This is a genomic window from Bradyrhizobium sp. 6(2017) (assembly GCF_011058295.2).
In the GTDB taxonomy this organism is placed as follows: Bacteria; Pseudomonadota; Alphaproteobacteria; order Rhizobiales; family Xanthobacteraceae; genus Bradyrhizobium; species Bradyrhizobium septentrionale.
Window position 1 is genome coordinate 9,829,353 of sequence record NZ_CP049289.2, and the last position, 14,285, is coordinate 9,843,637.

General features: G+C 64.4%; 11 protein-coding genes. 5 read left to right on the forward strand and 6 right to left on the reverse strand.

Annotated elements, in window-relative coordinates:
- Positions 1–74 precede the first annotated feature (74 nt).
- Positions 75–2,321 (forward strand): transglycosylase domain-containing protein, encoded by a 2,247-nt coding sequence (locus G6P99_RS46715; RefSeq protein ID WP_029079496.1) that lies wholly within the window; start codon positions 75–77, stop codon positions 2,319–2,321.
- 159 nt (positions 2,322–2,480) lie between these two features.
- Here G6P99_RS46715 and G6P99_RS46720 read toward each other — a convergent pair whose 3' ends face one another.
- The 4 genes from G6P99_RS46720 to G6P99_RS46735 all read right to left on the reverse strand — a co-directional run bounded on the left by G6P99_RS46720 (position 2,481) and on the right by G6P99_RS46735 (position 6,609).
- Positions 2,481–3,320, reverse strand: coding sequence for a M48 family metallopeptidase (locus G6P99_RS46720; protein WP_029079495.1), 840 nt, complete (start codon positions 3,318–3,320; stop codon positions 2,481–2,483).
- A gap of 198 nt (positions 3,321–3,518) precedes the next feature.
- Positions 3,519–4,847 carry a polyhydroxyalkanoate depolymerase gene (locus G6P99_RS46725; RefSeq protein ID WP_029079494.1) on the reverse strand — a complete coding sequence of 443 codons (1,329 nt, stop codon included), beginning with the start codon at positions 4,845–4,847 and terminating at the stop codon, positions 3,519–3,521.
- A 128-nt stretch (positions 4,848–4,975) separates the two neighbouring features.
- Complete coding sequence (locus G6P99_RS46730) at positions 4,976–5,800, reverse strand: ABC transporter permease (RefSeq protein ID WP_165126874.1); 825 nt, start codon at positions 5,798–5,800, stop codon at positions 4,976–4,978.
- Positions 5,797–6,609: an ABC transporter ATP-binding protein gene (locus G6P99_RS46735; RefSeq protein WP_165126876.1), complete on the reverse strand. Its 813-nt coding sequence runs from the start codon at positions 6,607–6,609 to the stop codon at positions 5,797–5,799. Before G6P99_RS46735 ends, G6P99_RS46730 begins: the two co-directional genes overlap by 4 nt.
- A gap of 106 nt (positions 6,610–6,715) precedes the next feature.
- On the opposite strand from G6P99_RS46735, the gene G6P99_RS46740 reads away from it, so the two are divergent.
- Positions 6,716–8,035 carry an ActS/PrrB/RegB family redox-sensitive histidine kinase gene (locus G6P99_RS46740; protein ID WP_029079491.1) on the forward strand — a complete coding sequence of 440 codons (1,320 nt, stop codon included), beginning with the start codon at positions 6,716–6,718 and terminating at the stop codon, positions 8,033–8,035.
- 119 nt (positions 8,036–8,154) lie between these two features.
- Positions 8,155–8,709, forward strand: a complete 555-nt coding sequence (locus G6P99_RS46745) for an ActR/PrrA/RegA family redox response regulator transcription factor (RefSeq protein ID WP_029079490.1) — start codon at positions 8,155–8,157, stop codon at positions 8,707–8,709.
- A gap of 342 nt (positions 8,710–9,051) precedes the next feature.
- On the opposite strand, the gene G6P99_RS46750 is transcribed toward G6P99_RS46745, so the two are convergent.
- Entirely contained in the window at positions 9,052–9,537 is a 486-nt protein-coding gene (locus G6P99_RS46750) for an MmcB family DNA repair protein (RefSeq protein ID WP_029079489.1), read from the reverse strand.
- A 150-nt stretch (positions 9,538–9,687) separates the two neighbouring features.
- Between G6P99_RS46750 and G6P99_RS46755 the strand changes: the two genes are divergently transcribed.
- Both G6P99_RS46755 and G6P99_RS46760 read left to right on the forward strand, forming a co-directional pair.
- Positions 9,688–10,806 (forward strand): vWA domain-containing protein, encoded by a 1,119-nt coding sequence (locus G6P99_RS46755; protein WP_029079488.1) that lies wholly within the window; start codon positions 9,688–9,690, stop codon positions 10,804–10,806.
- Between the two features lie 119 nt (positions 10,807–10,925).
- Positions 10,926–12,617 carry an alpha-amylase family protein gene (locus tag G6P99_RS46760; RefSeq protein WP_029079487.1) on the forward strand — a complete coding sequence of 564 codons (1,692 nt, stop codon included), beginning with the start codon at positions 10,926–10,928 and terminating at the stop codon, positions 12,615–12,617.
- Here the strand turns inward: G6P99_RS46760 and G6P99_RS46765 are convergent.
- The gene (locus G6P99_RS46765) at positions 12,614–14,221 is read right to left on the reverse strand and encodes an alpha-amylase family glycosyl hydrolase (protein WP_029079486.1); all 1,608 of its coding nucleotides are present in this window, start codon (positions 14,219–14,221) and stop codon (positions 12,614–12,616) included. The two genes, G6P99_RS46760 and G6P99_RS46765, sit on opposite strands and share 4 nt — an antisense overlap.
- Between the last annotated feature and the right edge of the window lie 64 nt (positions 14,222–14,285).

The window sequence follows — 14,285 nt, forward strand, 5'->3', positions numbered from 1 at the left end:
CCGTTAAGCTTTGCGTAACCGCCCCTTAAACCGGGAACGCTAGCGTGCCCGCGGTCAGGGTGTGAGCGTTGCGGATGACGTGGGGACGTAAAAAAGGCGGTGCGCGCAAGGAGCCGCTGTTCGGGCTTCCGGCCGCGCTTGCCGACCTCAGACTGTCGCCGTCCGATCGCATTCCCGGCGGCGGCGACGACAAACCCGCCAAATCCAAGTCCAAGAGCAGTGACAAGAGCGGCGATTCCGGTAGCGAGAAACCGCGCCCCTCGCGCAGCGGCAGCAAGCGGCGGAGCAAGTCGCGCGGATTTGGCATCGGCCGGCTGTTCTATTGGACCGCGGTACTCGGGCTATGGGCCGGCATTGCGGTGATCGGTGTCGTGGTGTGGGTCGGCGCGCATCTGCCGCCGATCCAGTCACTGGAAATTCCCAAGCGACCGCCGACCATCCAGATCGTCGGCATCGACGGCAGCGTGCTGGCGCAGCGCGGCGAAATGGCCGGCGCCAACATCGCGTTGAAGGATCTGCCGCCCTATCTGCCGAAGGCGTTCATCGCCATCGAGGACCGCCGCTTCTATTCGCATTTCGGCGTGGACCCGGTCGGCATCCTGCGCGCCGCGGTGACCAACATCCTGCATCGCGGCGTCTCGCAGGGCGGCTCGACCCTGACACAGCAGCTCGCCAAGAACCTGTTCCTGACCCAGGAGCGCACCATGCAGCGCAAGCTGCAGGAGGCCGAGCTCGCGCTGTGGCTGGAACGCAAGCATTCCAAGAACGAGATCCTCGAGCTCTACCTCAACCGCGTCTATTTCGGCTCCGGCGCCTACGGCGTCGAGGCCGCCGCGCAGCGCTATTTCGGCAAGTCGGCGAAGAACGTGACGCTGCCGGAAGCCGCGATGCTCGCGGGCCTCGTCAAGTCGCCGTCGCGGCTGGCGCCGAACCGCAACCCTGAGGGCGCGGAGCAGCGCGCGCAAATCGTGCTCGCGGCGATGGCCGACGCCAAGTTCATCACCGAGGCGCAGGCAAAGGCCTCGATCGGCCAGCCCTCGATCGCGGTGAAGCCGGCCGGTGCCGGCACCGTGAACTATGTCGCCGACTGGATCGGCGAAGTGCTCGACGACCTGGTCGGCCAGATCGACCAGGACATCGTGGTGCAGACCACGATCGATCCGAAGCTGCAGAACGTCGCGGAAGCCGCCGTCATCGACGAGCTCGCCGCCAAGAGCGTGAAGTTCAATGTCAGCCAGGGCGCGCTGGTGGCGATGACGCCCGACGGCGCGGTGCGCGCCATGGTCGGCGGCCGGAACTATGCCGAGAGCCAGTACAATCGCGCGGTCACCGCAAAGCGGCAGCCGGGCTCGGCGTTCAAGCCGTTCGTCTATCTCACCGCGGTCGAAGCAGGGCTGACGCCGGACACGATCCGCACCGACGCGCCGCTCGACATCAAGGGCTGGAAACCGGAGAACTACACCCACGAATATTTCGGCTCGGTGACGTTGACCCAGGCGCTGGCGATGTCGCTGAACACGGTCGCGGTGCGGCTCGGCGTCGAGGTCGGCGCCAAGAATGTGGTGCGCACCGCGCATCGGCTCGGCATCTCCTCGAAGCTCGAGCCCAACGTCTCGATCGCGCTCGGCACCTCGGAAGTGTCCGTGATCGAATTGGTCGGCGCCTATGCACCGTTCGCCAATGGCGGCTACAGCGTCTCGCCGCATGTGGTGACCAAGATCCGCACCAGCACGGGCAAGCTGCTCTATGACCGCCCGGCCGATCCGCCCAACCAGGTGATCGAGCCGCGCTATGATGCGATGATGAACAGCATGATGCGCGAGACGCTGATCTCGGGCACCGCGCGCAAGGCGGAAATCCCGGGCTGGACCGCCGCCGGCAAGACCGGCACCAGCCAGGATTACCGCGACGCCTGGTTCATCGGCTACACCGCCAAGCTCGTCACCGGCGTCTGGCTCGGCAATGACGACAATTCGCCGACCAAGAAGGCAACCGGCGGCGGGCTACCGGTCGAAGTGTGGACCCGCTTTATGAAATCAGCGCTTCAGGGCGTGCCGGTCGCGGCAATCCCGAACTCGCAAGGCAGCTGGGCGCCGGCGAATCTGGTGCAGATATCCTCGCAGATCACCGCGCCGTCGGCACCGATGCAGATCCAACCGCAGACCCAGACACCGCCGCCCGCGCCGGTCCCATCCGGCGGCGGCTATTATCGCCCGCCCCCGCCGACGCCGGCACGCGCGTCGGTGCCACCCAACCCGAACGCGCGGCCCGAGGCTGCGGCGGGACTGGATGGCTGGCTGGCCGATCGGTTGTTTCGATAGGCGCTAGCCAGGCAGGTCGCATCACACTCCGACTGTCATCCCCGCGAATGCGGGGATCCAGTACGCCGCGGCCTATCGGCTCAATGACAAATGCCTCTGGAATACTGGATCGCCCGCTTTCGCGGGCGATGACAGCAAAGGTGGCGGAGACAGCGCCGCCTATTCCTGAATGCCGTAGCGGTGCAGGTCGTTGCCGTGGGTGTCGAGCCAATTCTTGGCGCGCGTGACCGAGGCGCAGACCTTGTCGACCACCCGCCAGAACCGCGCCGAGTGGTTCATCTCGACGAGATGGGCGACCTCATGCGCGGCGAGGTAATCGAGCACGAAGGGCGGTGCGAGAATCAGCCGCCACGAGAACGACAGCGAGCCAGCCGAGGTGCACGAGCCCCAACGGCTGGACTGATCGCGGATCGAGATCCGCCGCACCCGCACGCCGAGTTCCGCGGCGTGCAGCTGCGCTGACTTCTGCAGATCCTTGCGCGCCTCGCGCTTGAGGAAGTCATGCACCCGGCGATCCATGTGCTCGACGCCGCCGGCGACGCACAGGATCTTCTCGCCGCTGTCGCGCGTCTCGGTCCACACCGTGCCGCGCTCGCCCGAGCGATGCACCAGCCGATGCGGCACGCCGCGCAGCGGCACCACCGTGCCGGGCTGGAACGGTGCGGCCTTCGGCAATCGGCCGAGACGGGCAGCAATCCAGCCGCCATGGAGATTGGCGAACTCCTTGGCTTCGATAATCGTGCCGCGCGGCGGCATCGTCAGGATCGCTTCACGATCGGTCGGATGTATCCTGAGGGTGTAGCGGCGCGCGCGCCTGTGCCGCCGCAGCCTGACGGTGAAGAACTGGGAGCCGTGTCTGACCAATACGGTCGCGGGTTCGGCAGGCCGCCGATAAAGGAGCGCGCGAATAGCCATTTCTGAGAGTCCGGGGAGCAGGAGTTCGCCCGAACTTTGCCATATCCGCCGCCAGGGAAAGCGCTCGGCGCAAAAACAAATCATTTGCCCAATATACAGGGGCTGGCCGTTAATTGACCTCTACCGGCAGGGGTCGGAACCGGAATTTTTCTGATGAATCGGACTCGCAAGCAAGGTTCATAGGATGAAGCCATATTCACCCCTTGAGCCCTGCCTGATTTGAGATTCTTTTAGTTAAATCAGTGGCTTGCGCGACCGCGAAAATCGCGGCCGGGGCGATACCTATTCGGCCGCAGCGACTAAGGAAAGCCGCGTATTGGCCGCCGAAACCATGAAATCGGAGATCCGCGGCACGATTTCGGAGCGGAACCGCGAGCCGTTGAACACGCCGTAGTGCCCGACGCCCTTCTGCACATAGTGCACGCGGCGATGGTTCGGAATCGCCGTGCAGAGCGCGTGCGTCGCCTCGGTCTGGCCGAGGCCAGAGATGTCGTCCTTCTCGCCTTCCACCGTCATCAGCGCGACACGGCGGATCTTCGAGGGATCGACCGGCTTGCCACGATGGGTCATCTCGCCCTTCGGCAGCGCGTGCTTGACGAACACGAGGTCGACGGTCTGCAGGTAATACTCCGCTGTGAGGTCCATCACGGCGAGATATTCGTCATAGAATTCGCGGTGCTTGTCGACGAGGTCGCCGTCACCCTTCACCAGATTGGCGAAGAGCGCCTTGTGCGCGTCCATGTGCCGATCCAGGTTCATGCTGATGAAGCCGTTGAGCTGCAGGAAGCCCGGATAGACGTCGCGCATCACGCCCGGATGCGGGAACGGCACCTTGGTGATGACGTTGTTGCGGAACCACTCGATGCCGCGCTCTTCGGCGAGGTTGTTGACCGCGGTCGGATTGCGCCTTGTGTCGATCGGGCCGCCCATCAGCGTCATCGACAACGGCACGAACGGATCGTGGTTGGCTTCCATGACCGAGACCGCCGCAACCACCGGCACCGAGGGCTGGCACACCGCAATCACATGCATGTTGCCGCCGAGTGCGTGCAGCATCTCGATCAGGTAATCGACGTAGTCGTCGAGATCGAACCGGCCGGCCGCAAGCGGCACCATGCGCGCATCCGCCCAGTCGGTGATGTAGACCTCATGCGTCGGCAGGAACGCCTCGACCGTGCCGCGCAGCAGCGTCGCATAGTGGCCCGACATCGGCGCCACGATCAGCACGCGCGGCTGCGGCGAGCGCAGCGGACGCGTCAGCTTGCGATCGAAATGCAGCAGGCGGCAGAACGGCTTCTCCCAGATCGAGCGAACCTCGACCGGCGTGCGGATGCCGTTGACCTCGGTCGTCGGCAGGTTCCAGTCGGGCTTGCCGTAGCGGCGCGTCGTGCGCTCGAACAGCTCGCAGCTGGCCGCGATCGATTTGCCGAGCTGGGTGTGGGTCCACGGATTGAGCGGGTTCTGAAACAGGATCTTGGTGGCGTCGGTCACCGCGCGCGCCGGATTGAGCGATGCCTGTGCCATTTCGTACATCCAGTACAGCGGCGTCGTGAGTCCCGGACCGCCTTCCGCCGCTAGTGGCGGGGCACCGCCAAATTCACCGATGGGCATAATGTTTCCAGACCCCTGTTTTGCGCCGCAGCATCCTGACGAATGCGTAACAATGCGTCAATCCGCCGCTCACTGAATTTAGGGGCACTATCCGGCTAATACACCGAGATTCCACGGGAAAGTGACATTTATTCACCACCTGACAACAGCGATCCGTTGTGCTTGGCGCTCTGCAAAAGGGCAAGGAAGGTCGCAAAAGAGGCAGCGAACAGGATCGCGTTGATGACCAGCGCCCACGCCATCAGGTCGGCGCGGAAGACGTGATCGATCAAGAGCGAGCGCATGCCTTCGAACACATAGGTCGGCGGCAACGTCCAGGCGACGACTTGCAGCCAGCCCGGCAGCACCTCGACCGGATAGTAGATGCAGGCCAGTGGCATCACCGCGAACATCAATGTCCAGACGATGCTTTCCGCGCCGAGCCCGTTGCGCAGCACGAGGCCCGAGGCGAACACGCCGACCGACCAGCTCGTGAAGATCAGATTGCAGAAGAACGCGATTAGCGGCAGCCCGATGGCGTAGAAGTTGAAGCCGAAGAAGAACAGCGCCAGCAGCATCATCGGGATCACGCCGATGGCGAGCCGGATCAGGCTCATGATCATCAGCGAGAGCAGGAATTCGATCGGCTTTAGCGGGCTCATCATCAGGTTGCCGAGATTGCGCGCCCACATCTCCTCCAGGAACGAGATGGAGAAGCCGAGCTGGCCGCGGAACAGGATGTCCCACAGGATCACGGCGCCGATCAGCGTGCCGCCGGCTTTGGCGAAGAAGCCGGATGACTGCGAGATGTAATTCTGCAGGAAGCCCCAGGTGATGATCTGCAATGCCGGCCAGTAGACCAGTTCCAGCAGCCGCGGCCATGACGACATCAACAGATACCAATAGCGCAGCACCATCGCATTGATGCGTTGCAATGAGATCCCGCGCTGGTGGTGGCTGACGAGTTCGCTCATGGCGCGCCCTCCCGGACCCGGCCGCGCGCGACGTCGAGAAACACCTCTTCCAGCGTGTCGCGGTTGTAGCGCGCCATAATCCTGTCGGGGCTGTCGTCGTCCTGGATCTTGCCGCGCTTCATGATGATGACGCGATCACAGAGACGCTCGACCTCCAGCATGTTGTGCGACGCCAGCAGGATGGTCGCGTTATGGGTCTTGCGGTAGGTCTCGAGATGCTGCCGCACCCAGTCGGCGGTATCCGGGTCGAGCGACGCGGTCGGCTCGTCGAGCAGCAGGAGGTCCGGCTCGTTGATCAGGGCCTTCGCCAGCGCGACGCGGGTCTTCTGCCCGGCGGAGAGCTTGCCGTTGGAACGGTCGAGGAATTCGGTGAGATCGAGATCGGCGGCAAGCTGGTCGATCCGTTCGCGCAAATACTTCACGGCATAGAGGCGCCCGAAGATGGTCAGGTTCTGCCGCACCGTGAGCCGCATCGGCATGTCGACATAGGGGCTCTCGAAATTCATCCGGCCCAGCACGTCATAGCGCTGCTCTGGAATTTTCGCGCCGAGCACCTCGACGCTGCCCGAGGTCGGTAGCACCAGCCCCATGATCATCGCGATCGTCGTGGTCTTGCCGGCGCCGTTGCCGCCGAGCAGGCCGGTGATGCTGCCGCGCGCGATGCGGAAGGAAATGCCGTCGACCGCGCGGGTGGTCTTGTAGACCTTGACCAGATGCGCGACCTCGATCGCGGCCGATCTGCCCTGTTCAGCTGCGGGCGCTTCATGAGCCGTGGGCGGTTCCCCCTGACTTGTCTCGCTCTGTTGCATCTGGCCGTTCATTGAGCCATTGCGACAATAAGCGCAAGGCTTGCCCCGCGTCGTTGCGCTAAGTCGCGAATTTGTGCGCTGCCCACGGCACAGCTAAGGTCCCGAGATGACCGACTTCGCTTCCGATTTCCGCCAGCCTCGCCGCTATGTCCGCCTCGATACGATCCTGCGGCTGCGCTGGCTCGCCGCGCTCGGCCAGCTGGTCGCGATCTTCATCGTCGCCCAGGGACTGGAATTCGACGTTCCGATCGTCCCCTGCGTCACCATCGTGACATTCTCGGCGCTGCTCAATCTGGCGCTGCAGATCGCGTTCAACCCGATGCAGCGGCTGGAGCCGGCCTATGCCGCGGCCCTACTCGCCTTCAACATCGTCGAACTCGGTGGGCTCCTGTACTTCACCGGCGGGCTGCAGAACCCGTTCTCGTTCCTGTTCCTGGCGCCGGTCCTGATCTCGGCCACGGTGCTGCCGATCCGGCTGACCATCGCGCTCGGCTGCCTTGCGGTTGCCTGTGCCTCGGCGCTGTTCTTCTACCATCTGCCATTGCCCTGGGATGGCGACGATCCGCTCGTGCTGCCGCCGATCTATCTGATCGGCGTCTGGCTCTCGATCCTGCTCGCGATCGGCGTCACCAGCCTTTACGCATTCCAGGTGACCGAGGAGGCGCGTCAGCTCTCCGATGCGCTCGCTGCGACCGAGCTGGTGCTGACGCGCGAGCAACATCTGACCCAGCTCGACGGCCTCGCCGCCGCAGCAGCCCACGAGCTCGGCACGCCGCTGTCGACGATCTTCCTGATCTCGCGCGAGCTCGAGAAGACGGCGCACGACCCTTCCATCGCCGGCGACCTGAAGACCCTGCGTGAACAGGCGCAGCGCTGTCGCGACATCCTGAGCAAGATCGCGCAATTGTCCTCCAGCGGCGCGCCGTTCGACACCATGAAGCTGTCGACCCTGATCGAGGAGGCGGTGGCACCGCATCGCGATTTCGGCATCAACATCAAGGTGCGGCTTGCTGTCGCAGCAACGAGTGAACCAGTCGCGGCACGCAATCCGGCGATCCTCTATGGCGTCGGAAACATTCTCGAAAATGCGGTCGATTTCGCGCACCAGACCGTCGAGGTGAACGCGTGGTGGAACGCCGAAACCATCGAGATCGTCGTTTCCGACGACGGCCCCGGCATCGCGCCTGATATGCTGAAGCGGATCGGCGAGCCCTATTTGTCGCGCCGCCGGGGCGCAGATGAGGCCCAAAACGCCCGTGGAGGCTTGGGTCTGGGCGTTTTCATCGCAAGGACGCTGCTGGAACGGACCGGCGCCAAGGTGTCGTTTACCAATCGCACCTTCCCCGATCACGGCGCCGTGGTGCAGATCGTCTGGCCCCGCGAGCGCTTCGAGGAAGCCGCGCCTGGTGACGAAGACGCAGCTTAAGAACGATTCTTAACCGCAACTCTGGCATACCGGATGCAGCCGACACGACTTTCGGCTGCCTTGGCAGCGCCGCAGTAGGAGCCCATATGTTAGGGGTCTGCCACAGGGAAAAATGGACCGTGAACGCCATCACTGAACTGAATGACCATGCCGACCGCTCGCTCCTCATCGTCGAGGACGACAAGCCGTTCCTGGAGCGCCTGTCGCGCGCCATGGAGACGCGCGGCTTTGCGGTGAAGTCATGCGACACGGTGTCTGATGGTCTCGCCGAGATCGGCCGGGCCGCGCCCGCTTTCGCGGTCGTCGACCTCAGGCTTGGCGACGGCAACGGCCTCGACGTCGTCTCGGCGTTGAAGCGCAAGCGTCCGGACGCACGCGCGATCGTGCTGACCGGCTACGGCAACATCGCCACCGCCGTCACCGCGGTGAAGATGGGCGCCGTCGATTATCTGTCGAAGCCCGCCGACGCCGATGACGTCGTCGCAGCCCTGCTCGCAACCGGCACCGAGAAATCCGAGCTGCCGGCCAATCCGATGTCGGCGGACCGGGTGCGCTGGGAGCACATCCAGCGCATCTACGAGATGTGCAACCGCAACGTCTCGGAGACCGCGCGCCGCCTCAACATGCATCGCCGGACGCTGCAGCGCATCCTCGCCAAGCGCGCCCCGCGCTAAGCGGCGTTTCATCTGTTTCGCGATGGCCGGGCCTTGCCCGGCCATTTGCTTTTGTAGGGTGGGTAGAGCGAAGCGAAACCCACCAACTTCGCGGCGCGGCGACAAGTGCGGCACCAAGTGATGGGTTTCGCTTCGCTCTACCCATCCTACGGAATCCAGCAAGCTTCGCTGACTACCGAGGTCTATCACCGTCACCCTGAGGAGGCCGCGGAGCGGCCGTCTCGAAGGGTCGACGGCCACCAGCCGGGCCGATTCATCCTTCGAGGCTCGCTCCGCTCGCGCCTCCAGCGACAAAGGCAAAGCCTTTGCGCGGGGATGACGGGATCACGATCTCGCCTGCTTCTAGAACTCGGCGTGCCCCTGCGGATCGACCAGCCGGTTGATGCGCTGCGCCGCGGCCATCGCAAAGCGCACCGTCATCGCCTTGCGCGTGGCGGCCGGCAGGCGGTGCTCCGGCGCCTCGCAATGCAGATGCGCGCCGTAGGCGTCGGCAATGATCAGGCCGGTGTCCACGGGGAAGATCTCGCACGGCAGATCCTGCGTGAAGGCGAAGAACAGCCGGTCGCAATGCACCCGGTAGTCCTGCCACTTCTGGTCGGCGCGCAGATCCTCGACCGACGACTTGATCTCGACGATCCAGATCTCGCCGCGCTCGTTCAGTGCGACCAGATCGGCGCGGCGGCCGGACGGCAGCGGCAGCTCGCTGATGCAGGAAAATCCCAGCGATCTCAGAAGCCTCGCCGTGCCGCGCGCGATCGCAAGCGCGGTGTCCGACTGGCGTCGGTCGGGCGCGGGCACAAGCGCGATCTGGCGGGCGGGCGAGTCCATCTGCCGAGAGTAGCCGATTCCGTTGCGCGGGGGCAGAGCGCCGGAATCGGCCGCAAATTTGCACCCAGGCCGCCGCGATTTCGGCCTCAAGCCACCGCGAAGCCGATGGAACCTTGGTTCCGAGGGACGAAACCACTGGAGGAGAGACCCATGCGGTCACGCATCTCGCTTCGCTCGCTCGTCTTCGCTCTCGCAACCCTTCCGCTGTCCGCCGGACTGTCCTCGGCCATCGCCAAGCCGGTGGTCGAGGTTGCCTTCGTGCTCGATACCACCGGTTCGATGGGCGGCTTGATCGAGGGCGCCAAGCGCAAGATCTGGTCGATCGCCACTGCGATCGTCGATTCCAATCCCGACGCCGACATCCGGATGGGCCTGATCGCCTATCGCGACATCGGCGATGAGTATGTGACCAGGAAGGTTGAACTGACGCGCGACATCCAGGATCTCTATGCCAATCTGCTGGAATTCAAGGCGCGCGGTGGCGGCGACTGGCCGGAGAGCGTCAACGAGGCGCTCGACGTCGCCGTCAACAAGATGCAGTGGACGCAAGGGCGCGACAGCACCCGCATCGTATTCCTGGTCGGCGACGCCCCGCCGCACATGGACTATGCGCAGGACACCAAATACCCGGTCACACTCGCGGTCGCCAAGCAACGCGACATCATCGTCAACGCCGTGCTCGCCGGCAACGCGCAGGACACCGAGCGGGTGTGGCGCGATATCGCGCAGAACGGCAATGGCGAATTCATCCCGATCCCGCAGGATGGCGGCCAGATCGTCACCATCGAGACGCCATTCGACGAGGACATCATCATCCTGCAGCGCGAGATCAACGGCACCGTGATCCCCTACGGCCCGCGCGCGCTGCAGAAGCGCACCGAATCCAAGACCCAGCAGCTCGCAAGCGTCGCCGCAGCTTCGCCGGCGCGGGCCTCGGAGATGGCGAGCTTCATCAACAAGCGGTCGAAGGCGACCTCGGAGGCGGTCACCGGCGATGGCGACCTGGTCGCCGACGTCGCAGCCGGCCGCAACGATGTGGCGAAGGTCAAGGAGGAGGAGCTGCCCGACAATCTCCGCGCCATGAAACCCGAAGCGCGCAGTGCCGAGATCGACAAGCAGATCACCCAGCGCAAGGCGCTGAACGAGAAGCTCGCCGCCCTCGTCGCCAAGCGCGACAAATACGTCGCCGAGCACCGCAAGAGCGCGCCGAAAACGTCATCGTTCGATCGTGTGGTCGAGGACACGCTGAAGGCGCAGATCAAGCGGTAGCTATTGGCACGGAGCGCCGCCCCGCCATGTTTCGGGACGGAGCTCCGAACAGGAACCCGTCGTCACCTCCCCGCTTATCCCACGGCCGCCACCACAGGCGGACCGATGAGGGCTGCCTGGTGATTGACGACCTCTGGTACAAGAATGGCGTGATCTATTGCCTTTCCGTCGGCACCTACATGGATGCCAACGGCGACGGCATCGGCGATTTTAGAGGCCTGCTGCGGCGCCTGGACTATTTGCACGGGCTCGGCATCACCGCGATCTGGCTGATGCCGTTTCAGCCGTCACCCTGCCGGGACGACGGCTACGACATTTCGGACTATTACGGCGTCGATCCGCGCTACGGCACGCTGGGCGATTTCGTCGAATTTGCCCATGGCTGCCGGCAACGCGGCATCCGCGTGATCATCGATCTCGTCGTCAATCACACCTCGGACCAGCACGCCTGGTTTCGATCGGCGCGCAGCGCGAAAGACTCACCGTACCGCGACTGGTATGTCTGGTCGGACAAGAAACCCGCCAACGCCAACACCGGCATGGTGTTTCCCGGCGTGCAGAAATCGACCTGGACCCGCGACAAGCAGGCCGGCGCCTGGTACTTCCATCGCTTCTACGATTTCCAGCCGGACCTCAACACGTCCAATCTGCACGTGCAGGCCGAGATCCTCAAGATCATGGGGTTCTGGATCCAGCTCGGCGTCTCCGGCTTCCGGATGGACGCCGTGCCGTTCGTGATCGCGACCAAGGGCGCCTCGGTGCGCAAGCCGGTCGAGCAATACGACATGCTGCGATCGTTTCGCGAATTCCTGCAATGGCGTCAGGGCAACGCGATCATCCTCGCCGAAGCCAACGTCTTGCCCGAGACCGACATGGAATATTTCGGGCGCGACGGCGACCGAATGCAGATGATGTTCAACTTCCACGTCAATCAGCATCTGTTCTACGCGCTGGCATCGGCCGATTCGAAGCCATTGGCGAAGGCATTGACGGCGACGAAGCCGCGGCCCGCGACCGCGCAATGGGGCTTGTTCCTGCGCAATCACGATGAACTCGATCTCGGCCGCCTCACCAAGGCGCAGCGCGAGCGCGTGTTCAAGGCGTTCGGTCCGGACAAGAGCATGCAGCTCTACGACCGCGGCATCCGGCGGCGCCTTGCGCCGATGCTGGGCGGCGACCGGCGACGCCTGGAGCTCGCGTACAGCTTGATGTGTACGCTGCCCGGCACGCCCGTCATCCGCTACGGCGATGAACTCGGCATGGGCGACAATCTCGACCTGCCCGAACGCAGTTGTGCGCGCACGCCGATGCAGTGGTCGATCGAGCCGCATGGCGGCTTCACCGAAAGCGACCGGCCAAGCGTGCCCGTGATCGACGAGGGTCCGTATGGCTATGAGCACGTCAATGCCGCCAAGCAGCGGCGCGACCCCAATTCGATGCTGAATTGGACCGAGCGCATCATCCGCATGCGCAAGGAAGTGCCCGAGGTCGGCTGGGGAGACTTCAAGATTATCGCTACCCGAAATCCTGCCGTCCTGATCATTCGTTACGACTGGCGCAACAACTCGGTGCTGTTCGTGCACAATTTCGCCGAGAAGCCGCTCGAGATCGCGTTCAGCGCTGGGCTGCCTGACGACGCCGGAAAGCTCCTGGTCAACCTCCTGACCGAGGATCACAGCCGCGCCGACGATGCCGGCCGTCACAAGCTTCTGATCGAGGCTTACGGCTATCGCTGGTACAGGGTCGGCGGCCTCGACTACCTGCTCAAGCGCAGCGACATCGACACCAAGGAGCCCCGCACCTCGCGTTAATCGCTCTGCGGCGCGCCGAGGATCACGCCTTCATTGGCGCGCAGATCGAGCACGCCGTCGACCCTCTCGCCCTGCCGGTCCATCAAGGTCGACAGCAAAACCTCGTTGTTGAAGCCGATCGCGCTTGAGGAGATCGACGCGGGCACGGCGCCGAAATTCAGCGCGATCACAGCCACGCCCTCCGCGCTGCGCCGCCGGTAGAGCAGGACATCGCCCTGCGCCGCGGCCGGCTCATAGCTGCCATGGACGAGCTGCGGCAGCTTTCGCCGCAATTCGATCAGCGCCTTGTAGAGGTTGAGGATCGACGCCCGCTCGGCTTCGAGAGTTGCGACATTGTCGCGCGCAAAATCCTGGGCGAGCGGCAGCCACGGCCTCGCCGTCGAGAAGCCGGCATGGCGCTCGGCGTTCCACTGCATCGGCGTGCGGCAGCCGTCGCGGCCGACGCCGATGTCAGGCACGTTCTTCTCGAAGGGATCGCGCACCTGATCCGGCGCGATCGCAACCTGGCGCATGCCGATCTCGTCGCCGTAATAAAGCGTCGGCGTGCCGCGCAGCGTCAGCAGCAGCATCGCCGCGACCGGGGCCTGCGCCGGTCCCACCCGGCTCGCCACCCGCGGCCGGTCGTGATTGCCGAGCACCCAGTTCGGCCACGCGCCCGGCGGCAGCGCCTTCTCGTAATCGGCGATGATCTGCTCGACCGAGCGCGCGCTCCACAAGGTCGACAGCAGTGCGAAATTGAACGGCATCTGGGCGCCGCGCAAATCGTTGCCGTAATAGGCGACCAGCCGGTGCAGCGGCAGATAGATCTCGCCGATCAGCACGCGGTTGTCGAACTCATCGGTGACGCGGCGCATCTCGGTGATAACGGCGTGCACCTCGGGCTGATCGGTCGAATACTGCGTCAGCAGTTTCTCGTGCGGCGGTCGGCCCTCGCGATAATGCGGGTTCGGCGGGTTGTCGCGGAATTCGGCGTCCTTGATCAGGTGCCAGATCACGTCGACACGAAAGCCGTCGACGCCCTTGCGCAGCCAGAAGCGCATCACGTCGTAGATCGCGTCCCTGACCTCGCGATTGCGCCAGTTGAGATCGGGCTGCTGGGCGAGGAAGGCGTGATAATAATATTGGCCGGAGGCTTCGTCATAGGCCCAGGCGCTGCCGCCGAACTCCGACAGCCAGTTGTTGGGCACGCCGCCATCAGGCGCCGGATCGCGCCAGATGTACCAGTCGCGCTTCGGATTATCGCGCGAGCTCTTCGCCTCGATGAACCAGGGATGCTGGTCGGAGGTGTGGTTGGGCACCAGGTCGAGGATCAGCTTGAGGCCGCAATCGTGCGCGGCCGCGACCAGCGCGTCGAAATCCTCGATGCTGCCGAACAGCGGGTCGATGCCGGTGTAGTCGGAGATGTCGTATCCGAAATCGGCCATCGGCGACGGGAAGACCGGCGACAGCCAGACCGCGTCGACGCCGAGCCGCGTCAGGTAGGGCAGCCGCGCGATGATTCCCCTGAGATCGCCGACGCCATCGCCGTCGCTATCCCCGAACGAGCGCGGATAGATCTGATAGAAAATGCCGCGTCGCCACCAGTCCCTGTGGTCCTGATCCATCCCGGTCCCCCTCGCTCGTGGTCCGACCCCGTGTCCCCGGGGCCGCCCATCGGTTCAGGGATGA

Bases quoted from the DNA above. Each gene is read 5' to 3' on its own strand.
- G6P99_RS46750 (WP_029079489.1), bottom strand. From the start codon at position 9,537: ATGGACTCGCCCGCCCGCCAGATCGCGCTTGTGCCCGCGCCCGACCGA.
- G6P99_RS46715 (WP_029079496.1), top strand. From the start codon at position 75: ATGACGTGGGGACGTAAAAAAGGCGGTGCGCGCAAGGAGCCGCTGTTC.
- G6P99_RS46765 (WP_029079486.1), bottom strand. From the start codon at position 14,221: ATGGATCAGGACCACAGGGACTGGTGGCGACGCGGCATTTTCTATCAG.
- G6P99_RS46740 (WP_029079491.1), top strand. From the start codon at position 6,716: ATGACCGACTTCGCTTCCGATTTCCGCCAGCCTCGCCGCTATGTCCGC.
- G6P99_RS46755 (WP_029079488.1), top strand. From the start codon at position 9,688: ATGCGGTCACGCATCTCGCTTCGCTCGCTCGTCTTCGCTCTCGCAACC.
- G6P99_RS46725 (WP_029079494.1), bottom strand. From the start codon at position 4,847: ATGCCCATCGGTGAATTTGGCGGTGCCCCGCCACTAGCGGCGGAAGGC.
- G6P99_RS46720 (WP_029079495.1), bottom strand. From the start codon at position 3,320: ATGATTTGTTTTTGCGCCGAGCGCTTTCCCTGGCGGCGGATATGGCAA.
- G6P99_RS46730 (WP_165126874.1), bottom strand. From the start codon at position 5,800: ATGAGCGAACTCGTCAGCCACCACCAGCGCGGGATCTCATTGCAACGC.
- G6P99_RS46735 (WP_165126876.1), bottom strand. From the start codon at position 6,609: ATGCAACAGAGCGAGACAAGTCAGGGGGAACCGCCCACGGCTCATGAA.